Annotated in this window: 19 protein-coding genes; 7 read left to right on the top strand and 12 right to left on the bottom strand. The window is 41.2% G+C overall.

Features of this window, described 5'->3' with window-relative positions:
• Positions 1 to 73: 73 nt before the first annotated feature.
• Together NA23_RS09855 and NA23_RS09860 are read right to left on the bottom strand one after the other, a co-directional pair.
• Complete coding sequence (locus NA23_RS09855) at positions 74 to 1,063, bottom strand: hypothetical protein (RefSeq protein ID WP_033191686.1); 990 nt, start codon at positions 1,061 to 1,063, stop codon at positions 74 to 76.
• Between the two features lie 6 nt (positions 1,064 to 1,069).
• On the bottom strand, positions 1,070 to 2,074 hold the full coding sequence (locus NA23_RS09860) for a M42 family metallopeptidase (protein WP_033192582.1): 1,005 nt from the start codon (positions 2,072 to 2,074) through the stop codon (positions 1,070 to 1,072).
• Positions 2,075 to 2,267: 193 nt separating this feature from the next.
• Here NA23_RS09860 and NA23_RS09865 point away from each other — a divergent pair, with 193 nt between their 5' ends.
• The 5 genes from NA23_RS09865 to rsgA are packed head-to-tail and all read left to right on the top strand — an operon-like array spanning position 2,268 to position 6,768.
• Positions 2,268 to 3,167: a radical SAM protein gene (locus NA23_RS09865; RefSeq protein WP_033191685.1), complete on the top strand. Its 900-nt coding sequence runs from the start codon at positions 2,268 to 2,270 to the stop codon at positions 3,165 to 3,167.
• 35 nt (positions 3,168 to 3,202) lie between these two features.
• Positions 3,203 to 3,970, top strand: coding sequence for a radical SAM protein (locus tag NA23_RS09870; RefSeq protein WP_084384093.1), 768 nt, complete (start codon positions 3,203 to 3,205; stop codon positions 3,968 to 3,970).
• A gap of 28 nt (positions 3,971 to 3,998) precedes the next feature.
• The gene (gene rlmN / locus NA23_RS09875) at positions 3,999 to 5,078 is read left to right on the top strand and encodes a dual-specificity RNA methyltransferase RlmN (protein WP_033191684.1); all 1,080 of its coding nucleotides are present in this window, start codon (positions 3,999 to 4,001) and stop codon (positions 5,076 to 5,078) included.
• Between the two features lie 37 nt (positions 5,079 to 5,115).
• Positions 5,116 to 5,871 carry a PASTA domain-containing protein gene (locus NA23_RS09880; RefSeq protein ID WP_158510142.1) on the top strand — a complete coding sequence of 252 codons (756 nt, stop codon included), beginning with the start codon at positions 5,116 to 5,118 and terminating at the stop codon, positions 5,869 to 5,871.
• A 3-nt stretch (positions 5,872 to 5,874) separates the two neighbouring features.
• Positions 5,875 to 6,768: a ribosome small subunit-dependent GTPase A gene (rsgA, locus tag NA23_RS09885; RefSeq protein ID WP_033191682.1), complete on the top strand. Its 894-nt coding sequence runs from the start codon at positions 5,875 to 5,877 to the stop codon at positions 6,766 to 6,768.
• Between the two features lie 37 nt (positions 6,769 to 6,805).
• Here rsgA and NA23_RS09890 read toward each other — a convergent pair whose 3' ends face one another.
• The 9 genes from NA23_RS09890 to amrA all read right to left on the bottom strand — a co-directional run bounded on the left by NA23_RS09890 (position 6,806) and on the right by amrA (position 16,944).
• Positions 6,806 to 8,023 carry a glycosyltransferase family 4 protein gene (locus tag NA23_RS09890; protein ID WP_033191681.1) on the bottom strand — a complete coding sequence of 406 codons (1,218 nt, stop codon included), beginning with the start codon at positions 8,021 to 8,023 and terminating at the stop codon, positions 6,806 to 6,808.
• Complete coding sequence (locus tag NA23_RS09895; protein ID WP_249477064.1) at positions 8,020 to 10,407, bottom strand: efflux RND transporter permease subunit; 2,388 nt, start codon at positions 10,405 to 10,407, stop codon at positions 8,020 to 8,022. Before NA23_RS09895 ends, NA23_RS09890 begins: the two co-directional genes overlap by 4 nt.
• Position 10,408: 1 nt before the next feature.
• Complete coding sequence (locus tag NA23_RS09900) at positions 10,409 to 10,819, bottom strand: hypothetical protein (RefSeq protein ID WP_033191679.1); 411 nt, start codon at positions 10,817 to 10,819, stop codon at positions 10,409 to 10,411.
• A 34-nt stretch (positions 10,820 to 10,853) separates the two neighbouring features.
• Entirely contained in the window at positions 10,854 to 11,390 is a 537-nt protein-coding gene (locus tag NA23_RS09905) for a hypothetical protein (RefSeq protein WP_033191678.1), read from the bottom strand.
• Positions 11,391 to 11,442: 52 nt separating this feature from the next.
• Positions 11,443 to 12,678, bottom strand: a complete 1,236-nt coding sequence (locus NA23_RS09910) for a S41 family peptidase (RefSeq protein WP_033191677.1) — start codon at positions 12,676 to 12,678, stop codon at positions 11,443 to 11,445.
• Positions 12,679 to 12,710: 32 nt separating this feature from the next.
• Positions 12,711 to 14,012 (bottom strand): RNA-guided endonuclease IscB, encoded by a 1,302-nt coding sequence (gene iscB / locus NA23_RS09915; protein WP_084384095.1) that lies wholly within the window; start codon positions 14,010 to 14,012, stop codon positions 12,711 to 12,713.
• A 206-nt stretch (positions 14,013 to 14,218) separates the two neighbouring features.
• Positions 14,219 to 15,031 (bottom strand): tRNA (adenine-N1)-methyltransferase, encoded by an 813-nt coding sequence (locus NA23_RS09920; RefSeq protein ID WP_052107141.1) that lies wholly within the window; start codon positions 15,029 to 15,031, stop codon positions 14,219 to 14,221.
• A gap of 23 nt (positions 15,032 to 15,054) precedes the next feature.
• Entirely contained in the window at positions 15,055 to 16,362 is a 1,308-nt protein-coding gene (locus NA23_RS09925; RefSeq protein ID WP_033191676.1) for a hypothetical protein, read from the bottom strand.
• 63 nt (positions 16,363 to 16,425) lie between these two features.
• Positions 16,426 to 16,944 carry an AmmeMemoRadiSam system protein A gene (amrA, locus tag NA23_RS09930; protein WP_033191675.1) on the bottom strand — a complete coding sequence of 173 codons (519 nt, stop codon included), beginning with the start codon at positions 16,942 to 16,944 and terminating at the stop codon, positions 16,426 to 16,428.
• A 127-nt stretch (positions 16,945 to 17,071) separates the two neighbouring features.
• Between amrA and NA23_RS09935 the strand changes: the two genes are divergently transcribed.
• Together NA23_RS09935 and NA23_RS09940 are read left to right on the top strand one after the other, a co-directional pair.
• The gene (locus NA23_RS09935; protein WP_249477070.1) at positions 17,072 to 18,001 is read left to right on the top strand and encodes a DDE-type integrase/transposase/recombinase; all 930 of its coding nucleotides are present in this window, start codon (positions 17,072 to 17,074) and stop codon (positions 17,999 to 18,001) included.
• Between the two features lie 134 nt (positions 18,002 to 18,135).
• A complete protein-coding gene (locus NA23_RS09940; RefSeq protein ID WP_033191674.1) occupies positions 18,136 to 20,679 on the top strand; it encodes an alpha-amylase family glycosyl hydrolase in 2,544 nt (847 codons plus the stop codon).
• Between the two features lie 60 nt (positions 20,680 to 20,739).
• Here the strand turns inward: NA23_RS09940 and NA23_RS09945 are convergent, their stop codons facing one another.
• Complete coding sequence (locus tag NA23_RS09945) at positions 20,740 to 22,077, bottom strand: PhoPQ-activated protein PqaA family protein (RefSeq protein WP_052107140.1); 1,338 nt, start codon at positions 22,075 to 22,077, stop codon at positions 20,740 to 20,742.
• Positions 22,078 to 22,130: the final 53 nt, after the last annotated feature.

The following is a 22,130-nucleotide window of genomic DNA, read 5'->3' on the forward strand; positions in this document are numbered from 1 at the left end:
ATCCCCCTGAGATACACCCGTACGCCACGTTTGTTTCATATCTTTTTTACCGTTCTCATCTGAGTTGTCGAATTTACCCTCCTATTTTGGTTACCTTTGCCCCTTTTGTGTAGCCGTATTTTTCGAGCTCTACCCAATCCTGTGAGAAGTAGAAGTTCTTCGCCTGATTTTCGCTGGTGAATATTCCAAAACAGATGACGTACCCTGCGTTCGTAGAGACGCTGAAAGCACTTATGCCGAGTGTTCTAAGGTTGACAACGGATTTGAAAGCTTCTTTTGAGCTTGAAACTGGATCGGTCTTCACCGTCCAAAATCCTTTTGAGGGATTCAATTCAGGCATCACGTTCGTTGGTGTCACAACTACATACTTGCCTGAACCTGTACGGTCTAATACATAGTTCTGTGTTATCTTTGCTATCTTGAGGGCGGTCTCTCCATCAACAACGTACACGTACGCATTCGTTAAAATACTTCCGGGTAGATTCTCAGCCATCCTTGAAACTAAGAGGTTGTAGTCGAACTTTGTGATATCTTTGAGGAACTTGTTTTCTTCAATAACAGGTTTCGCCTGCCCGCCTTCTGCAGTCGTCATAGTTGCACTCTGGTTTACCTTAGTTCCTAAAGATTGGTCGGAAGATTGAGAAGATTGTGCGGCTGCGGTATCTGTAGTGCTTGTTGCTTGTATCAAAGGTATTAAATTCTCGGTTTGTTTGTTTTGTTTACCTTCTTCGCTCGAAGGCTTTATAACTTGTGATTGAGTAAGGGTGCTTTCATTAGCCACCGAAGGTAAGAGCACAGTTAATGTACTCTCCTGTGCAGGCTCGACTACAATAACGGTCTGCGTTGCTGTCGTTAACGTCTTTTCCACTGGTGGATTAGTGTTAGTCCCTATCTCCCGTATCACAACTTCGACTTTGGACTTCTGCATCTTCAGATAAAATGCGTAAAATGCCAGTGCTATTGTAACTAACGAAAGTGCTATGATGATAACTGATAGGATTTTTAAGTCAAAATCAGTAATTTCCCTCCACTTTCTCGAACCAATGGGTGTCCTCTGCTTCATTGCTGATTATAACCCCTCTTCGCAGTACTTTATGGTAAGTTCTATTGTAGCTTCCACATCAGGTTCGTACACCATTTCGCTCGGGGTGTGGATGTACCTTGTTGGTATAGATATCGTAGCGCTCGGTATACCTGCTTTCGTGGCTTGGTAACCCGCTGCATCGGTTCCTCCGAATATGAGTACTTCCATCTGATGCGGTATGTTGTACTTTTCAGCGAGTTCTTTTAGCTTGTCGACGATGTGTCTGTTGCTTATCGAAGCGGAATCCTTTACTTTTATACACGTACCTTTGCCAAGTTCCATCGGGACCCTCTTCAATCCTTTTGGCGTGTCTCCAACGCCTGTAACATCTAGTGCTATTGCAACGTCAGGCTCTATATCGTATCCCGCAACGTGTGCTCCGATGAGTCCCACTTCTTCTTGAACAGCGAATACGCCGTATACGGTGTTCGTAGGTTCCTTCAAACGTTTGAGTACTTCTATTATAACCGCGCATCCGATTCTATCATCCATCGATTTGCTTATCATGTATTCACCTTGTTTGATGAAATAGCTATCGAACGTTCCGAACGTGCCGATTGGACACAATTTTTCAGCCTCTTGCCTTGATTTTGCTCCGATATCGACGAAGAGTTTTTCAAACGACATCTTTTGGATGTTGGTTTGGAGTTCTTCTGGTGTTTCGCCCTCGATTCCCACAATGCCAACCACATCTCCAAATCTCAATCTTGATTGGTAAATCGTGTACGGAGAAACACCACCAACTCTGTCTATTTTGAGAAAGCCTTTGTCATCGATATTTGTAACAACAACACCGATTTCGTCCATGTGGGCGTCAAGAAGGACTTTTTTATCACTTTTGCCATTCTTCCAAACGATTAAATTACCAAGCTTGTCTATTCTGTAACCATCGATATGCCCTTCGAGTTCTTTGAGGATTACCTGAGTTATTTCCGATTCCCTCCCACTTGGACTTTTTGCCATCGTCAGTTTTTCAACCAATTTTTCCAACACAATGAACACCCCCGCTTTTTTGGTTTTTATGTATGTTGTTTTCGTACTGAATAAAATTATACCACAACTTACCTTTCGAACAAACAATTAATTAAGGTTTAAACAACACAATCTAAACATATTCTAAATCTATTCCATTGTTTTGCGTGGTATAATCAGAATTACCGAAAATTTCAAGCCAGTAGGAGGCATGTTCAAGAATATGGGAATTGGAATAGAAATCCTCCACGAATGTACGTTATGTCCGAGGATGTGTAAGGTGGATAGAAGTGTAACGAAAGGTGTCTGCACGGTTGGATATTTGCCTAAATTGTCGAATATCGTTCTTCACAAAGGTGAAGAACCACCATTGTCTGGGGAGAAAGGTGCAGCTGCGGTATTTTTCACGGGTTGTCAAATGAAATGTACTTATTGTCAGAACATGGGTTTTTCGCAGAAAGGCGTTGGGTTTGAGATAAGCGTAGAAGAGTTGGCTTGCGGGTTTTTGAAAGCGCAAGAGGCGGGTGCAAAAACGCTTGATTTGGTGACTCCAACACCGCATCTTCCTTGGATAATCAAGGCTTTGGACATGGCAAGGGAAAGAGGTTTTTCGTTGCCAGTTGTTTACAATACATCAAGTTACGAAAGAGTCGAAGTGTTGAGAGAAATCGAAGGCTACGTTGATGTGTACCTTGCCGATATAAGGTACACGGATAATGAATACGGAAAGGTTTATTCGAAAGTTCCGGATTATTGGGATGTTGCGCAGCAAGCGATTTTGGAAATGTACAGGCAAGTAGGCCCTTTCGATGAGGAAAGGATGAGAGGACTTATCGTGCGAATCCTTGTGCTGCCAAACAATGTGAGTGGTCATGAAAAAGCGTTTGAGTTCATAGCCAAGCTCGATAAGAGGATACCAGTTGCTCTTATGTCCCAATACATTCCACACTTTGGTGCGAAAAACGACCCACTGATAGGCAGGAAGATCACAAAGCAAGAGTACGAAAGCGCACTGGATAAGTTGATCGAGTTTGACCTTGATGGTTGGATGCAACTTGATGAGAAAGAGCGAGTCACAACCGCACCTATAGATTGGAGATGCAGGTTGTAGTTCGAGAGAAATTATTATGTTGAGAGAGGTTAGATATGGGCAAGCGTGAGTTTATCGGAATAGATCCATCCGCAACTTTATCGGTTAGCGTTACCAAAGGTTGTCCTCTTAATTGCGCACACTGCGGAGGACATTATTTAAAACACATGGTTCAAGTTGAGGACCTGGAAAAGTACGCAGAAAAGTACAAATCTTTCCTCATCAGTGGCGGGATGTTGCCAAACGGAGAGATACCTTTTGGAAAGTACATCAGCTTTCTTAAAGAGCTCAAAGAAAAATACGGTTTGAAATACAACTTTCACATAGGCTTTCCCCTCAATCCGCCTTATGAGATAGAAGAAGTTGCAGACGTGGTCAGCTTCGATTTCTACGCTGACAAAGATGTACTGAAGGAAATATACGGTATAGAAAGGGAACCAGAGCAGATATTAGATGCGGTTTTGCCTTTAAAAGTCCAAAAGGTGCCACATATAACAATCGGTGTTTTGTGTGGTAAAATATCTCATGAGGGAAAAGCTCTCGAAGTGCTTTCAGAATATTTTGAAAGCGTTGTCTTAAACGTTTTTATCCCAACTCCTTTGACGAGGTATGCGAATTGTCAGCCACCGGAAATAGACGAGGTGGAGAAGATATTTGAAAAAGCAAGCAAGTTGTTCAATAATGTCGTACTTGGTTGTATGCACCCACGAGGCGAATACAGAAAACAGCTGCAAGAAAGGATACAAAGGCACGCGGGCTTTATTGTGAAGCCTACAGATAGAACTTATGATTATCACGGCTGCTGCTCTTTTTATGTGAAATAACTAAAAATTGGAAACGAAGGTGATAGATATGGGAAGTGTTAAAAAGAACTTACTGGATTTTACTTACGAAGAACTGGTTGAAGAATTCGCAAAACTCGGACTTGAAAAATTCCGCGTTGATCAAGTGTGGGACTGGATATTCAAAAAGAAAATATTTGACTTCGGTGAGATGACAAATCTTTCAAAAGAGCACAGGCAAATTCTTGCCGAGAGGTTCTATATTGGTATCCCAAAACTTTTAGATATGCAAGTTTCAAAAATTGATAAGACGACGAAATTTCTTTGGGAACTGGATGATGGAAACACAATAGAATCCGTGCTGCTGTTCCACCCAGATAGGGTGACTGCGTGCATTTCATCGCAGGTTGGTTGTCCTGTTAAATGTGCGTTCTGTGCGACCGGCCAGAGTGGTTATGTAAGGAATCTTTCCGCAGGTGAAATCGTAGCTCAGGTTATCGCTATGGAAAAAGAAAGGCGTGTGAACATAGGAAACATCGTTTATATGGGTATGGGCGAGCCACTTTTGAATTACAACGAAGTCGTGAAGAGTGTGCGGATATTGAATCATAAAAAGGGTAAGAACATAAGTATGAGGAGAATTTCGATATCAACGGTAGGCTTACCGGAAAAAATAGTGCAGCTGGCAAATGACCTACCAGAAGTCAAACTTGCTATTTCACTGCACGCTCCGACGAATTACAAAAGGGACATGATAATTCCATTGAACAGAAGATACTCCGTCGAAGAAATAATCCACGCTGTGAAGGAATACCAGAAGATCACTAAGAATCGCGTCACATTTGAGTACATCTTGATTAGAGAATTCAACGACTTTCCGGATGATGCTGAAAAACTTGCCGAGCTCCTCAAAGGAATAGGAGCTTACGTAAATCTCATACCGGTTAATCCTGTCCAAACCGACAGTGAGATAAGGATGGAAAGACCGCATCACTGGGCTATTGAAAGGTTCAAGCAGATTCTCGATAAGCACAATATCGAAAACGAAATAAGGAAAGAAAAGGGAACCGATATAGATGCAGCTTGCGGTCAGCTCAGAAGAAGACATATATCTGGTGGTAAAGTAAACAAGGTGAAAGAAACAAAATAAGGGGATGGTACCGTTGATCGACAAAAGAGGGAAAAAAGTGAAAAATGACGCATCGAAGAAAGGAAAAAACATAGGCGTGTTGCTCGTTTCTGCTCCGGTTTTAGTCGTTATCGTGTTGATGTTGGCGGTAATTTCAGGACTCCTTTCGTTTTATTTGTTGATGTTCCTGGAAACGAAAAAGGGAACTGTGCTTCTTCCAAATTTCATAGGTACCGATGTCCGAACGGCAGAACAAAAACTGAGGAGTATGGGTTTCAAAATTGAAAAAGTGGGCGATTCTGGAAAGGTTATCAACATGGATCCTCCCGGCAATACGGTCGTGAAGAAGGGTAGAAAAGTAAAGCTGTTTGCTGAGAATGCAGTTCAGAAATCGCTGCTAATTCCAGATTTTAAAGGAACGTGGTATAAGAGCGTTCAGCAACTTTTCAACCTGATGGAAATACATTCCGTAATCAAAAAAGTGCCTGAGGGTGGGTTGGAGGGTACAGTTATCCAAACATCACCTACTCCCGGCAGTAAAGTTTTCACAGGAGACATTGTTACATTGTTTGTAAGTACGGGCACGGGCTCTGCAGGTACAAGTTCTTCCGAGAACGAGGAGCGTCCAATGGAAAGACTCGATAGCACTATAAGCGAGCCACAGCCGGGAGGGACGGAAAGTGCGCTGGAAGTTATTCCACCGTCAGTTCCGGTTGAATCTCGGAGTTCCCAGGAAACTAAAACTGAGCAAGAAACAAACGAAAGTTATCCTTTGAGCGAAGGCACTCCGCTTAATCAAGGGGGTCAGTTCTGAGAGATGAAGCAAGAAAGGAAATTGGGCAGGGTTATTAAGTTTTACTCTAATCTTCTCGTGGTTCAGGACCTCGAAAGTGGTGAAAGGTTTTTATGTAAGTTGCGAGGTAAGTTTAAGAAGCAAGGGATAAGACCCATCGTTGGTGATGTGGTTGAATACGTCAAAGTTGTTGGCAACGAAGGGGTAGTGGAGAATATTCTGAATAGGAACAACGAATTAAAAAAGCCGAGCGTTGCAAATGTGGATCAGGTTATAATCGTTACTACTCTTGAGAAACCACAAGTGCCTTACGATATTCTTGATAGGTTCATTGTTTTGGTAGAGTATGAAAAGTTGCCCATAGTCATCGCATTAAACAAAGTGGATTTACTTTCCGAGAAACAGATCATGCAATTTGAATCCATATACGGAAAACTTTACCCGATAGTTAAAACAAGTGCCGTCGAAAAGGTTGGTTTAGAGGAGCTAAAAAGACACCTGATGGGAAAGGTATCTGTCTTTGCAGGTATGTCGGGTGTCGGTAAGAGCAGCCTGTTGAACACTATAGAAAGTACACTTAAATTAAGAACCGGTGAGATTTCTGAAAAGTTGGAACGCGGTAAGCACACAACCACAGCTGCTGAACTGCTTTCGCTTTCGTTCGGAGGATGGGTAGTTGATACGCCAGGGTTTGCAAGTCTTGAGATTTCACACATCAAGCCTTTGGAGCTACGAGAGCTTTTCATCGAGTTCGAAAACGATAATTGCTTCTTCCCGGATTGTTTACATCTGAATGAACCCGAATGCTTTGTAAAAAAGTCTGTTGAGAAAGGGAAGATAAGTCCTTCAAGATACGACAGTTATGTGAAGTTCTTGAACGAACTGATTGAGAATCAAGAAATGCGAGCAAAGGAATAAAAAAGCGCTCCGTTTGTTTTTAAGGAGCGCTTTTTGTTTATTCAAACAGTTCTATGAGCCTTTTAAATATGGCGTTGAGTTTCAGTTGCAAGGAAGTGTTTATTATGGATGGCATATGGAAGTCTATAAACCCTTCTTTCAAAGCCCTTTGATAGATCACCTCTAACCTGTCAGCCATGGTGTTCATTGACCAGTGCTTTTCGACATATTCTATGCCTCTTTTTCGTAGTTCATCCTTCTTTTCAAGGGCAGTGATTATCGCATTGTAGAACTCTTCTTCATCGATACCCGTGGTTATGGCTCCTTCGCCATTTACAAGCACGTTTGCAATGCCTTTGTAAGCTATTGCGACGACGGGTATACCGCTTGCCAAAGCTTCTAAAACGACCAGACCTTGTGTTTCTGTAAGTGATGCAAATACGAATAGATCAGCGGCTTTGTAGTAATCTTTTATTTCCTTATGTGGAACGTATCCGGCAAAGACAACCCTTTCTGATAGCCCTTCGTCTTGGAAGAAGTTCTCAAGCTCTTTCCGTTCAGGTCCATCTCCAACGATTAAGAACCAAACATTGGGTTCATTGTGCATGTAGCGTGAAACCACTTTTGAAAGAAATCCCAGATTCTTTTCTTTTGCGAGCCTTCCTGCGTACATTAACAGTACAGCGTCCTGTGGTATGCTGTATCCTCTACGGATGTCCTTTTCAGGTGGCTTGGAAAACTCTATTGTATCGATGCCTGTCGGTACAACCTCGATAGGCCTTTGCACGCCGTACGATATGAGTTCACGTTTTATTTCTTCCGTTGGTGCTATAACGGTGTTGACCTTGTTGCAAAACCACTTAGAGAATTCCTCAACTGTCCGTCTGTCCGGTGTAAACGGCGGTGGTACGTAATGCCTATATTCGGTCAATAGTGTATGATAGGTATGAACATGGGGCAATTTCAAGTCTTTTTGCACTTTTAAAGCTCGCATACCGAGTGCCATAGGATCATGGCTGTGGATTATCTCTATCTTGTTCGCAAGCGCGAATTCTATTATCTTTATGTGGTTTGCAAAGACGACTTTGTGCTGCTTTTCTAGAAGAAAAGGAATACCTGGTACAACGAGGGCCTTGTCTTCTCCTTCCGGTTTAACGGGTGCTACAATGTAGACCTCATGCCCCCGCATTTCCAAATATTTTTTTGATAAATAAATCGAAGTCGCTACACCGTTAATTTGTGGTAGGTATGTGTCTGAAATCATAAGTATTCTCATTGTTTATCCCCCTGCTCATCATTAGAAGTTGATAGTTTACTCCTAGCTGCTTTCTGGTAAGACTTTTCTGCAGAATTTAGGTACCAGAAGAATGAAATAAGCAGGGCACCTATAAGACCTGCGGATGTGACAAAACCAAATTCCCTCAGCAGTTGCCCTTGCGCAAATATGAAGCTGCCAAAAGACGCAACAGTCGTGAGCACACTCATTATAATCGCTTTTTCCGTTTTTATAACACTCTCTTTTCCATACCGAATACTGTGGTCTAATTCTACAAAGCTATCAACACCTATCCCAAGAAAAATCGGCAAGACGATAAACGTGATGAAAGTTGTTTTTATACCCATAAGGTAAGAAATACCAAAGGCAGCAAGTGTGTTCAATATTGTCAGTGTCAATATACGTGATGCCTTCAAAGTGCTTCTAAAATCTATGTAAAGCACTATAAATTCTATCAAAAAAACTATGCCAAATACCCATACAGTGGACCTTAACAGCTCTTCGATGATACCATAAAAAAGGGCGGTGTAGCCGTACACCCTTATATCTCCAAGAACCTTAACTGACTCAAAGAACTTTTTGATATTATTGTTACTCCAGATGTCCATTGCAGGTGTTATGTGCGCAAGTAGATACTTCTTGCCTTGGATATCTTGGTAGAAAAGACTCGGGATGTCCTTTTCCATTAATTTGAAGAGGTCTTCGGTTGTGGTGATATTTTTTATCACATCCACTGTTGAAACGAAGCTTTCGTATAAGCCGTATTTTCTGAACAAAATCTCTAAAAATGGCGTGTTGGTTATCTCAAGTACCTGGACGTAGATATTCGATTTTTCCTCAGCTATTTTTTCTGGGTTTTGGATGAATGTTAATATAGAAAAGTCGGATGTTATCAAACCTGCGTCTTTGAGCTTTTGAATCGCGCTGTGCAGCTTTTCCGAAGTTTCTTCTGCTATTGCTATGTCACTTGAAGCAATGCTACCGAATTTTTTAGCTATAAGCTCGCTTGTGATATTTGTTTCTGACTTCTTAGGTATCAAGCTTGAAGTTGTGTATGAAAAGTTCAAAATGGAAAATACACCTATAGCTGCCAAGATAACAGTGAGAACCATGGTTGATACCATGAGTATCCGATTTTTTCTTATTATATCAACTATCCTCACGTACGTTTCCCTCTGTCTTCCCTTGAATTTCGAGATGAATCTATCATGGGCTATGGGGACCAGCGTGCTAAAGACGAAGAAATAAACTACTACGCCAAGAGCGATCGAAAAACCCATCTGTTTAATAGCATCGGAAGGACTTAAAAGCATTCCGAGAAATGCTAGTGCTGTTGTTATCATAGATATAAAAGACGGCCTAAAGTTCTCAATAAAGGCAGCAATAATACTCTGGCGTGAGATACCTTCAATGTTGAATCGTTCTTGTATTCTTGTAACGATATACATCGCGTAGTCTATACCCATTCCAAGTAACATGGCGTTGACAAAAGTGGTTACTATGTTCAGTTCTTTCAAAAACAAGGCTATAAGGCCAAGGGCTATACCCATTGCCATGAGAAGGCCTGTTGAGAGAATCAAAAGTTCGAGTAAGTTGCCAAAGCCAATGATTATTATAGCCACTATGGCCCCCAACGATATGAAAGTTGTTAGTGTGAAATCTTTCGAAGCTTGAACGTTTGCCTCGTAAGTAGACATGACTCCGCCGGTGAAATAAACCTTGACCTTGTTCTGAGCTTCGAAATTCTTGGACAATTTTTTCAACTCTTGTATAGCTCCTGTGACAAATTTTACATCGGACATTGGTTTTGTCATAGAGAAGTTCATAACCAACAGCTCTTTATCGGGAGAGATTAAGTAGTACTTTTTTATACCACTTTTTTGAACTATGTTTTCTATATAATTGTTCAAATCGTATAGGGCAGAACCAATGTTTCTCCAAAATCTGAAATCTACGAGTGTCTTTGGTTCCACATTGGTAAGGGAACGGTAGTACCTAACAGTGTCGCTTATTGTTCCTTCACCTAAAGAGAGCAGTCCATATTTTACCAAGGTTTCTGGGTTATCAAAAGGCTTTGCTTGGTTTATGTATGAAGTCTTTTCGAAAAGGTCTTTGAGTTTTTGTGCGACATCATCTGGATTGTGCTCTTTTAGACCATCGACAGCCACAATAAGGGTATTAGAAGTCAACTTTTCAGAAGTGTATTTCACAAGGTCTTGAAACCTTGGATCTTCTTTAGGTGCTAATCCCGTGATGTCCGCGTTTATTCTAAGACCGAGAACAGCGTACAGTCCGAGCGAAACCGAAATAATGAACAATGTGATTATGACTTGTTTTTGCTTATTTAGAATGGTTTCGATATACCACTTGGCAAACCTTTCCAATTCAGCTCGCCCTCCATGTTAACAGTAATAACAACGCTAATCCGTTGAATATAATTATGGGAAATCGTTTTTGGAATTTCGGTTTTACAAAATTACTAATGATGTAACATACCACATAACCATAATGGAATGAAAGTCCGTACCAACCAAGCCTGAACGCAAAGATGGGAGCGAAGGCGTATACAACCAGTCTTTGAACTTCCTGAAAAGTTTCCTCTAAGTTCAAAAACAAACTGGAAAAGAACACAAGTGTTGGAAGATATAAAAGAAAGAAGTTAAAGACCTCAGGGTCTAAGAGAAAGACTCCAAGGTGCAAATACTCGGCAGACCATGGGTAAAGGACGATTAAGAAAAAAAGAGCTACGAGAGACTTTATCATTTCTACAGTAGCTTTCGACTTCAACTTTGCCATTCAGAGTTTCTCCCCTTATCGTTAAGGCTTCAATTTACTTATCAGCAACGAATTCAACGTTGTATTTTTCTGTTATCAATCTTGCTATCTCTTCATCTGATTTTCCCAGACAAAAAGATGTATTCAAACCGTTAAGTGCGCTCCAAAATGCATCTCCAAAGGTTTTGTTGGCACAGTACTTGCTGTAAATTAAGTAAACTCTTGGATACCAGACTAAGTTAATATGTTTGATTTTGTACCTTATCCACTCGACGCCATACCCCCACCAGTAGTGCCAAACCTTTTTTGTAACATATCTTGCTGCACGTATATCTTGTACCATGAATATCTCGCGTTCAAGTACACGCGAATCATCGTATATATGAATCCTTCTGTTGTATTCTATGAAAAACAGTTGTTGGTTAACCTCGTTAGTCTTTCTCAAAATCGTGTATTTGTATGGATTTTTCAAAAAAAGAGACGGAGAAGGCAGAACCTCCTCCATCGTTACAGGCTTTTTTCCTGTGGTCAGAAAAGTAAACGTGATGACCGTGAATGCGAAGAAAACTAACGCATAAAATTCTACCCTCATCTTTTCATACTTCACTTTCTAAAGTGCGTGTATTCTGATTTAACGAATATCTTCATTGTTCATTTTTTATCTGTTTTACAAGGTAATCAAGTGCAACTTTGACAACGGGGTCATTTTGGTCTACTTCTATTTCGGTTAACGTGTATGTTTTCGCATCCATCTTTCTGACGGTCGTGTTTGTAGCTCCTTGAGTTTCTTCGACTTTGAGATTTGGTTCGATGCCAACTTTGTGTATATCCTTGCCGGATGGTGTTAAATAGTGAGCGATCATCAAAAAGACGGTCCCACCATTACTCAGAGGGAATCCTCTTTGCACGGAACCTTTTCCAAACGTCTTTTGACCGATAAGTACCGCCCTGTTGTTCTCTTTCAGAGCGCCAGCTACAATTTCTGAAGCGGAAGCAGAACCGTTATTTACAAGAACGGCCATCGGTACCTTTGGATAGTTGTTGCCTTCACTGATGTAACGCTCGGTGATTTTTCCATCCCTGTCTTTTACAGATACGATAATTTTACCTGCATCCAAAAATTGATTGGCCACGTTGATTGCTACGTCGAGTAATCCACCAGGGTTGTTGCGCAGGTCCAAAATCAAAGCATCGATCTTTTGATCGTAGAGTTTCCTGAGTGCTTTTTGAAGTTCTGAAGGGACAGGCTCGTTGAATTTAGTTATAAGTACGTAACCTATCTTGGTTTTGTTATACTCGGTTATACCGGATTTGACAGGGATTATCTGAATGATTTCACGAACTATAGTAACTTCAATAATGTTGTTTCCACGTTTTATGGTAAGTTTTACAGAAGTACCGGGTTTTCCTCTCATCTTATTTACAGCTTCCATGTATTCCATTTCACTCACAGGTTGGTCATCGATGCCTATGATAAGGTCTCCCGCCTGCAATCCCGCTCTCCAAGCCGGGGTTCCGTACATTGGGCTTACAACCTTAACAGCTCTGTTCTCACTGTCGTACGTAACTTCAATACCAAGTCCACCGTACTGACCTTCCATCTCTATCTGCTGCTCAGTCATCTGAGATGGAGGATAGTAGTAACTGAAGTCATCTCCGAGTCCTTTTACCATACCGTCTATTGCAGAATCGATGAGCTTGTCGAATTTTACATTCTTAATGTCGTAGTAAAAGTAATTAATTCTGTAAAGCGTCTCGTAGAGTGGAGAAATGTAATTGAGTAGTTCCTTGTCCGATGCTCCTGATAGTATCAAGCTCGATGCGATAACCACAACAGCCAAGAAAACGTAAGAAAGAAAACCCTTAAAAACGCTTTTCATACTTTTCACCTTCCTTTTCAACCACATTTTGATTAGGAACTCGCAATATCGTTTGTGTGTTCATGAAACCGGGCTACGGATACACGTGGCTTTAGCCATGAACAAGTAGCCCTTTCCCTCCTTTCGAACATCAACGTTTTAGCTCTCTCAATTAGCCTTAATTTTGTATACTTTACACTGTCACTTATCTTTTCTCCACTAAGACTACTTATCGAAAAATATCCGCTGCTTCTTAAACCTGTTATTATCCCTTTCTCACCTTCACACTCAACTTTATCAAACCTTCTAAACCCTCTCACTTGCTTAACTGTGTTAATTGGTCTTTTCCCGCCCTTAATCGGATTGGCTTTGTGAAGCGACCTGTTTTGTCGCCTGAAGAATTTACCGAAGTACCATTCGCTTGCTCTTTCTTGAATATTCCCACCAGCTATTACTAACGCGTCATCTCTGTGAGACTTCTCAAGTCCATACAGAATCCGTTTTTCTTTCGTAATACTACCATACGTGATTTCGACATGGTAGTTTTGCCTGAGTTTGTTGACTATGTGCCACCCAATCGTTGAAACGTGAGCTACGTGCTTAAACACCTTTATTTGCTCTAATCTTGATTTAGGTATCTTTATCTTGCCTTCGTGCAACATCTTGTGTTCTTGTGTTGTTAGCACTATTAAATTGTTCGGTGCATCTGTACCACCTTCGCTTCTTGGAATAATGTGGTGGATTTCCAGTATTCCAGTTTTACCAGACAGTTCAGACTTGTATCCAGCTCTCCAAAGGCAGTAATCTCTTACATCGCTAAATCCTTTCTGCGGACCATTTTGGTAGTCTTTTGCTTCTATGTCTGGATTTTGTACTTTCTGGATATCAAACGGTGCAACTTCCACAACGACTTTTGTTATCGGTATTATTTTGCTGAGCTTGTTTACTATCCTGACGTGCGCGTCTACTTTCCACTGCAAACTTGGAGGCAACCAACCATCTTCCTTTCGTCTGTTTAGAAATCTGGGTTTGCGATATCTTGTTTTTCTGTATCTTCTGAACCTTCTATGTTGCCTGCGCTCAAGTAGTAACTTTTTGATATCTTGTCTAAGCTGGACTTCTGCAGAGAATATCTCTTCTTTGTCAGTGACGGCAGATACACCTACAACCTTAGAGCCTGTGTCTATTCCAACGGTAACAGGTTGTGTGTAGTTTGTTGTTTCGTACAAAAGCTGGATGGTAAATGGTTCTCTGTTCACTACCTTCGCCAGTCCTTGTTTCAAGAGCCTTCTAACCTTTCCAAGCCTTTTTGTTGGCATTAGTGGTTTTCCATCTTTTGAAATCACGAATACCATGCGGTAAGCCTCCTATCGGAGTTAGGTGCTCATCCCCAAAGTTAGGCTGGCTTGTCGTGTCTGCCACACTGTCCCTACCCATTAGGACTGTTTAGTGGCAGACGGCAGGGCATGGAACTTGAGCAGTATTCCATGGTGCCGTGACCAGCCTAACGTAGCCGAAAAGGCTGAGGGTAGTCAACCAGGGCTTTTTCCAAGCCCGCCACTTAAGTGGTGGGTGGTTGACCTTTTGTTTCTGCTTTACCTTTTGCAAGTGCGTTCACCTTTCTGGCAAAGATCATATAAGTTGTGTGTGCGACCATCCTGTCGACTGGTCTTAATCTATTTGGATATGGTTTGAATTGTCTCATCAACGATTCCCACACTTCTACATCGATAAACGGTAGTTCGTACATCTTCTCAAGTACCATGGAGACCTGATTGACCGTTGGACAGATTACACCTATTCGACCACCGCCGGCAAGTGCCTCCCAGCACACCTGAATGTAGTTCTCTGGATCTGGTACGTCCAAAAGTAGAGCATCCACATTTGTTTCGTCAAATCCGAATGCGATATCACGGAGTTTCAATTCAACTCTGTTTACAAGTCCCCATTCTGTAAGGTTCTGGGTTGCGAGTTTGTAGAAGTCTTCGCGTCTTTCGTACGCGTAGACCTTCCCTTCTTCTCCAACAAGCCTTGCCATTGCAGCGCACATTGCACCGCTTCCAACGCCAGTATCAATAACCCTACTGCCTGGTTTGATATCTAATTTCATAACAATGTAGCTTGAATCCTTTGGATAAACTATTTGAGTCTTCCTTTTCATCGAGAATATGTCGTCGATATAGGTAGGTTGCAGGAGGTAGTAAGATTTGCTTGTCTTACCAATCGTAATTATATCGCCGTAATTTTTCCCGATTATCTTATCAAATTCAACAACACCAAGGTGCGTACCTTTTTTCTTCCCTGCTTCTACTCTCACAAGGAATTTTGTCCCATCTTCTCCATAGAGTAAGACTCTATCTCCGTCTTTTATCAATTCATCTACACCTACCTTCTTTTTTATTGTTGCTTATTTTCAATTTTAGCACGAGTGCTTGAAAGTTCAACAATCAGTGAAATCACAAGTAATAGTCCTAAGATGTAACTGGCCACAGCTGTTCCAAATATATCCATCAGAATTCCAGACAAAATGATGCTTGCGTAGACTGAAAAGGTCTCCCAAGGTCTTACTTCATTTATCTTCTGCACACTATCTTTGTAGATTTCTGGCAGGAATCTTTCCAAACCCAAGCAAATGGAACCAAGTGGCTTTTGTATTCGCGAGTAGATAAAGAAGCCGATTAAGAATGCAGATGTTAACATCCATCCTTTTATTGCAAGTAAGAAAGTCGTTGCGTAGATAAATAGCGCAAGCGCTGTATTAACGTGCCCTAAAAGACGGACCTTCTCTCCATAACTTTTGAAAAAAGCGCTTGAAAGAGCGTTTAGCGTAGCACCCAGAACGAAAAGCAACAGCATCTTAGGTGCTTCTAATTCAGGTGCGGTTTTGCGCGTAGTGAATGAGTACCATGCGTGTAAAGGTAGCAAGAATTCGATTTGATAAAAGAGTACGGTTTTTACAACGTCTAAGGATAGGTTGACTCTTTGAGCTTTGTTTTGGACTCCAGCCTTTGGAGTTTTCCCTATTTGGAATTTATCGTATATTTCAGCTTTCTCAGTTGTGCTCAGTTTGATTTTGTACTTCTTATCCTCAACTATCAAGAAAGCAACAGCAAAAACGGAGAAGAAAAACAAAAGACTCACGTGAGACACTATTTCACTGCACGTGTCGGTTTTGAATACTTTCAGAGAGTAAGTGTACGACCAGAGTGCTCCAAAGATACTCCAAAACACCGACTGAAAGTTTAAAAGCTTTTGGTTGAAATAAGTTTTCTTATCTTGCGCAAGTCCTATTAATGACAACGAGTAGACGAACAACGAGAAGTTAAAAGAGAGTAAAACAAGAAAAAGACTGAAGAGATTTGTCTCAGCTGTCATTAAATTTGGAATCGTTGAGAGTAAGAAAGCTGAGGTGGTTCCAAAGACGAGTATATAAGGAGTTCTTCGACCTATGGCACTCCTTGTCATTTCAAATAGGAAAAGTATTTTGTTCTTTAGTAAAGCAACAAAAAGCAACTCTGAGTAGAAAAGTGCAAGTGTAAGTGTCCTTGAAATTGTTGATTTCAATAAGAAGTTCAATGTTAGGTAAATGTAAGTTGGAACCACAAAACCAAGCCCAAAGAAACCAAAGGAAAGTACAATTATGTCTTTTATATCCTCTGTTCTTAACTTACCAAAGTTCATACCTTCGTTTCCCACCATTTTCACGCATAGACCACCTCTCTAAATTATGAAAACCAGGGAATTCTTTGAACACGATTATGGTTTATATCATCGGTATCTTTCAACCGTGAATTTGTATATCTCAAAATCATCGTCAAATATTCCTGCTTTGAGTTTAGCTATACGCATTTGTTCTTCAATCGTATCCACACCCTCTATATCTGGCAATAGTAATCCTCTTCTCCATCCTTTTTGGACGATTATTCCATACTTTTTCGGGTCAAGTTCAGCGATGCTTCTCACCGGTTCATATGGGCTAAGAACGTCAACATTAACGATGATGTTATCAAGCTCGTAAGGCTCGACAGGAGGAAACCTTGGGTCACGAGTTGCAGCTGCTATCGCGTTATCACGAATCTCATACGCGAGGTTTTCATGAACAGGCATAAATGTTCCAATACATCCTCTTAATGAGCCATCCAAGTTGTGCAAAGTTACAAAACATCCAGCCTTTCTTTCGAAAAGCTCTTTGGGTAAACCTTCGTATGGTTCTATAATCCTTCTGTACTTGACGTAATTTTCTATCACTTCTATAGCCCATTTTACATAAGGGTGCTCACCCACCATATTAATCCCCCCTCACCACACTAGATGCTGTTAACTAAAAGTATTGAAAATTTCCAAAAACCGTATTATCTTCTTATTAGTGGAACACCCCCCACCATCAATTCTCACAAAAAGGAGGTACTCCACTATGCAAAATTCTGTAGTCTCTTGCCCCAAATGCGGCTCTACCAACATCTACAAAAACGGTCATGATAAGTACGGTAACCAACAATACTTTTGCAAAGACTGTAAGCGCACTTTCAGACTTGTTCATTCAAAAAAACACAAGCTCTTCTCTTTCCCTTATCCTAAATGCCCTGTCTGTGGAAAAACTATGCAAATCCACAAAATCAAAAAAGCCTTCGTTAAGTTCCGTTGCCGTTCTTGCCATACCAGAGACGAAATCCCAACTAACTTACCTCAATTTGTCCCTCTTCCTTTCGACTCTTTCAAGTTCTTCCGTTTCCCTATCTTTATTGTCCTTAAAGCCTTCGTCCTTTATTTCAAAGCTGTGTCCTTGCGTTCCATCAGAGACTCACTTAATATCAAAGTCTCTCATGTCGCTATCTACAAGTGGATCCTTAAGTTGTCTTGTTTCTTTTCCATCCTCGTTCCTGTAGATGCTTTCAAAGTCCATGGTGATGAAACTGTCGTTTTGTTTAAATCCAAAAAGTACTATGTTTGGTTCTTAGTTGACCATGAGACGAATCTTATTGTTGCTTGGCATGTATCCAAATATCGCGATATGGGTCAAGTGAAGATATTGTTAGAGAAGTTCTTTGGTAACAACGAAAGAGAAATCGAACTAATCACTGATGGACTTGGTGCGTATGGTGCAGTGAAGATACTATACAAGAATATCAACCATATAGTTGTGAGACTTGGGCAGAACAATCAATGTGAATCGAAGTTTTCGTTATTCCAAGACTTTGTACGAGCCAAGCGTGGATTTAAGAATATTGACAATCTTCCAATGTACGTGAACAGCTTTTGTGTAGTGAGAAATCTCTTGAAACTGAACAACAATGATATTGCGCGTGTTATCTGTGTTCTATTGTCTTCCATCACTACAAGTTAACAGGATCTTACTCGCCCCCTTCTTTGGAAATTATACCACTTCTTTGGAAATTGTACCACACCTTCGTTTTTTATGCACTCCCCGTGGTAGAATAAGGAAAGCTTTGGGATAGCAATTCATTGGAGGTGGAAGGTATGAAAGGGAAAGCTTTTGCAAATTTCTTGAAATCTGTAGTAGGTTTGCTACTTTTTGGATTTATGTTCAGTTACGTTTTAGATGCTGTAGGCTTCTCTGATGTGTTAACTCAGTACAAGGGTGGATGGGCTGATAAGGTTTTGTACATGATAATGATTGACCGTTTTAACGATGGAGAACCTTCCAACAATAACCAGGGAAAAGGTGAATACAACCCTCGTGACGGAGCGAAATACAGCGGAGGAGATTTGAAGGGTATCATCGATAAAATCGACTATATAAAAGGTCTTGGTGTCGATGGAATTTGGATAACACCACCTGTGGCTAATCAGTGGTGGGATCCATGGGTAAATTACGGTGGATACCATGGCTACTGGGCAAGAGATTTTAAAAAGGTTGACGAGCACTTTGGAACACTTGAAGATTACAAAGCGCTTGCAGATGCACTACACAAGAATGGAATGAAGTTAATCCAGGACATTGTTGTTAACCATGTTGGAAACTACTTTAGATTCAGAAACGGGAAATTCGAACTGAACACTGGAAGTATACCAACGTCAGCACCAACTCAATACCCGTTCAGTTTGAACAATTACAACGACCCTGAACAGAGGCAGAGAGCTATATACCACTGGACACCTGATATCAACAACTACTCAGACCCTGAGCAAAAACTCAACTACCAAATGAGTGGTTTAGATGACCTTAACACTGAAAACCCAGAAGTTGTTGAAGCACTAAAAGATTCTTATGCTTATTGGATCAAGGAAATTGGCGTCGATGGTTTTAGAGTAGATACGGCAATGTACGTTCAAAAGTCGTTCTTCGATGAGTTCTTTAAAGGTAATAATGGGATGTTTTCATTAAAGCCAGATTTTATAGCTTTTGGAGAAACATGGCTATCTTCAAAGCCATATGAGAACACCTCAGACTTGGAAATAGCCTCTTATTTCGAACATGGATTTAACTCAATGCTGGATTTCACTTTGATGGAGGACATAAGGCGTGTGATTAAGGGTGGACAGCCCACGGATTTTCTTGCGTACAGGCTTACTACAAGAAATGAGATCTTGAAGAGAGGACTGTTGGTTACTTTTATCGACAATCACGATATGGAAAGATTTGGCAAAGGGGTAACTCCGAACATCACGATGCAAGCTTTGGGGCTTCTTTTAACTCTACCAGGTATGCCTGTTATATACTATGGAACTGAACAATACTTTGAAGAAACACGTGCCAGCATGTTTAACGGCGGATGGGGTTCTTTTGGAAAAAGTCACTTTAATCCAGACAGCGACATGTACAAATTCATAAAGAACGCTATAGAATTTAGAAAGTCGCATCCTGCAACAAGATACGGAGAAGTTGAGATTCTTTTGTCTGAAAAGAGAGGTTCTGGATTGCTCATTTATACACTGAAGTGTGAGGAAGAGGAACTGATGGTCGTTTTAAATACAGCGAACGATTCGCGAATAACGAACTTTAAGACAAAGTACGAACCAGGGACAACCTTAGAGCCTATCTACAACGCCGTGGGTGGTTTTGGAACTCCCGTTGTTGTAAGAACTGATGGCTACATAACTCTGAGGGTTCCACCAAGAACATTTACAGTCTTTGGTATCTCACAGGAAAAGTCAGAGGTCTATACTCCTACAACGACCGTGGGAATTGACTTGAAAGATGGTGATACTATAAAGGCACTACGAGAAGTTGTCGGTACAACGACTGGAAAAACCGTGTACGTGTATATTGATAGGAAGGCTGAAAATGAGATAAAAATAGAACCAAAAGAAGGAAAATTTACGTTCACCATTGATCCGTTCAAGCTCGACCCTGGAGAACATGTGCTGCTTGTCAGGGCTGTCGGGAGGAATGTTAGGGATACAGTTTACACAAGCGAAATAAGATTCGCAGTTGAGCTTGAAAAGAAGTTACTTGCCGAGGCAAAAGACCCACTTGGTGATGATATAGGTCCAAATGGAACTTACGTGTACCCGACCGATGCGACGTTTAAACGCCAGATGGATATTGTGGAGGCAAAGGTGGAAAGCATAGGTAGCACACTCGTGATCTCAATCAAACCGAGGGATTTAACAAAGAGCTGGGGGCCTCCTAACGGATTTGACCACGTAACGTACCAGATTTTCATAGACGATCCAAACAGGAAGGGCACAGGTGTTTTACCGCTCCAGAACTATGAATTCGACAACTGGGATTGGGACTGGGAAGTCTTTGCAACAGGCTGGTCGAGTGCCATATATACTTCGCAAAGTGCTACAAAGGACAAATTCGGTACGCAGATAGGTTCACCTGAAGTATTTGTTGAAGATGAGTGGGTAAAGATAATAATCAAAGGTGAATGGCTCGGAAATCCTTCATCCTTCGCAGGCTGGACGATATACATAACGAGTTGGGACTACGACGGGATAGAGAATAAATTCAGGCCACTTCAACAAGAGCCTAAAGCTTACATCATGGGTGGCGGTAATCCAACAGATCCGTTGATTATGGACGACGTGTGGCTGGAAATCGAAGGAGAGTAGTGGTTGAAGAACAATTAAAAAAGCCCGCCGATGGACCTATGGCGGGCTTTTTTATTACCTTTAGTTGCCTTTCCTTTTAAAGACCTTTGGGATGGTCGTTAGACTAAAGGAGTAGCCTTCCTTTAGAATTCTTAGTTCTACCAGCATCGCCAAGTTCTTGTCTGTGTTCTTTTCAAATTTGACTATCTTTTTACCGCATTCGTTTAACTGCACTTCTAAATCGATACTTTCCCACCGGGCTTTTCTGAAATCCAGCGTATCAGAAACAGCGTACCAGCCTTTTGCGTACTCTAACTCTTCAGGTGTTTCAACGATCATTCCACTTTCGTTTTCCTTCCACTGTATTTCTGGAAGGCTATTTGCTACAGCCAGCACAAAAAATGCCCTAAGTGTATTGAAAAATTCGGCTTGGTTAGTAATGTTATGTACTTCGTTTGGTATAACGTATGCGTACACTGGTGCTGGTAAATCGTAAAAGTACAGTTGAGAGGAGTCAACAACCCAGTAAGGATCGTTTGTACCTATCACTATGAGCTTTGGCATTGTTAAGCTTTCTTTGTAGTAGAAAGGATCGATGGCTTTAACGATTTCTGGGACTTTGTTGGGGTCGGTTTCGGCTATCATCTTTGTGAGACCGTACTTTGTGTAGTCTTTTATCTGCTCACTGAATGTTCCATAGTATTCGAGTTGTTTTTTCATCTGGAGTGGCATATTCAAGTTGTCGTACACGATGGGCGCAATTGCGAAGACCCTCGGGTCAATGGCAGCTGTAAGGTACGTTGTCCATCCTCTTTTTGACGCTCCTGTGACCAGAAACTTTTCAATCCGAAAGTTCTGTTCCTTTTCCAGTAGGTTTTGCACACAATCCATCGTTGAAATCACACCCTTAACCATGGGGAACAAGAGGGGCCAATTTTCTTCGCCGGTCTCAAGATATTTCGCCAAAGTGTAAGCTATCAGAGCGTCTTCTCTTAGGCCGAATATTGGCTGGTTAGGTATATCCCAGAGTATTATGAAAGGTGCACCGATACTTTCGATGACAAGAGCATAGTTGTTGATGTTGGACACCGGGTCTTTCGGCGCAGAACCTGTCACCATCAAAACGCCATGGTTTTTGTAGACCAATCTTCTTGGTACGTATATCCCCACTTTGTGGTTCCATTCGATACCACGCCACGTCTGGCTCTTTACATTCAATAAGTAAAACTTACCACCAAATATCGTATTTGCAGAACTTAAAACAGTGTAGGTCGGCTTTCCTGAGTTTAATATGTATTCACTTAAGGAAAGTGTCGCAATACTTGTCTGTGCTATCGCCAAAATAATGGCGATCGTGAAAAATAATAATAAACTCCGAGGTCTTAATCTTGACGATACCATTGAAATGGATACCTTCACAGTTATCATCCCCCTCAAGAATTGTAGACAAAGCTATTTTAACATATCTCAGC

It is taken from the genome of Fervidobacterium islandicum (assembly GCF_000767275.3).
Lineage (GTDB): Bacteria > Thermotogota > Thermotogae > Thermotogales > Fervidobacteriaceae > Fervidobacterium > Fervidobacterium islandicum.

Coding starts and splice junctions, on each gene's coding strand:
- NA23_RS09855 (WP_033191686.1), bottom strand. CDS start 1,063: ATGAAGCAGAGGACACCCATTGGTTCGAGAAAGTGGAGGGAAATTACT.
- NA23_RS09865 (WP_033191685.1), top strand. CDS start 2,268: ATGTTCAAGAATATGGGAATTGGAATAGAAATCCTCCACGAATGTACG.
- NA23_RS09870 (WP_084384093.1), top strand. CDS start 3,203: ATGGGCAAGCGTGAGTTTATCGGAATAGATCCATCCGCAACTTTATCG.
- rlmN (WP_033191684.1), top strand. CDS start 3,999: ATGGGAAGTGTTAAAAAGAACTTACTGGATTTTACTTACGAAGAACTG.
- rsgA (WP_033191682.1), top strand. CDS start 5,875: ATGAAGCAAGAAAGGAAATTGGGCAGGGTTATTAAGTTTTACTCTAAT.
- NA23_RS09890 (WP_033191681.1), bottom strand. CDS start 8,023: ATGAGAATACTTATGATTTCAGACACATACCTACCACAAATTAACGGT.
- NA23_RS09900 (WP_033191679.1), bottom strand. CDS start 10,819: ATGGCAAAGTTGAAGTCGAAAGCTACTGTAGAAATGATAAAGTCTCTC.
- NA23_RS09905 (WP_033191678.1), bottom strand. CDS start 11,390: ATGAGGGTAGAATTTTATGCGTTAGTTTTCTTCGCATTCACGGTCATC.
- NA23_RS09910 (WP_033191677.1), bottom strand. CDS start 12,678: ATGAAAAGCGTTTTTAAGGGTTTTCTTTCTTACGTTTTCTTGGCTGTT.
- iscB (WP_084384095.1), bottom strand. CDS start 14,012: ATGGTATTCGTGATTTCAAAAGATGGAAAACCACTAATGCCAACAAAA.
- amrA (WP_033191675.1), bottom strand. CDS start 16,944: ATGGTGGGTGAGCACCCTTATGTAAAATGGGCTATAGAAGTGATAGAA.
- NA23_RS09935 (WP_249477070.1), top strand. CDS start 17,072: ATGCAAAATTCTGTAGTCTCTTGCCCCAAATGCGGCTCTACCAACATC.
- NA23_RS09940 (WP_033191674.1), top strand. CDS start 18,136: ATGAAAGGGAAAGCTTTTGCAAATTTCTTGAAATCTGTAGTAGGTTTG.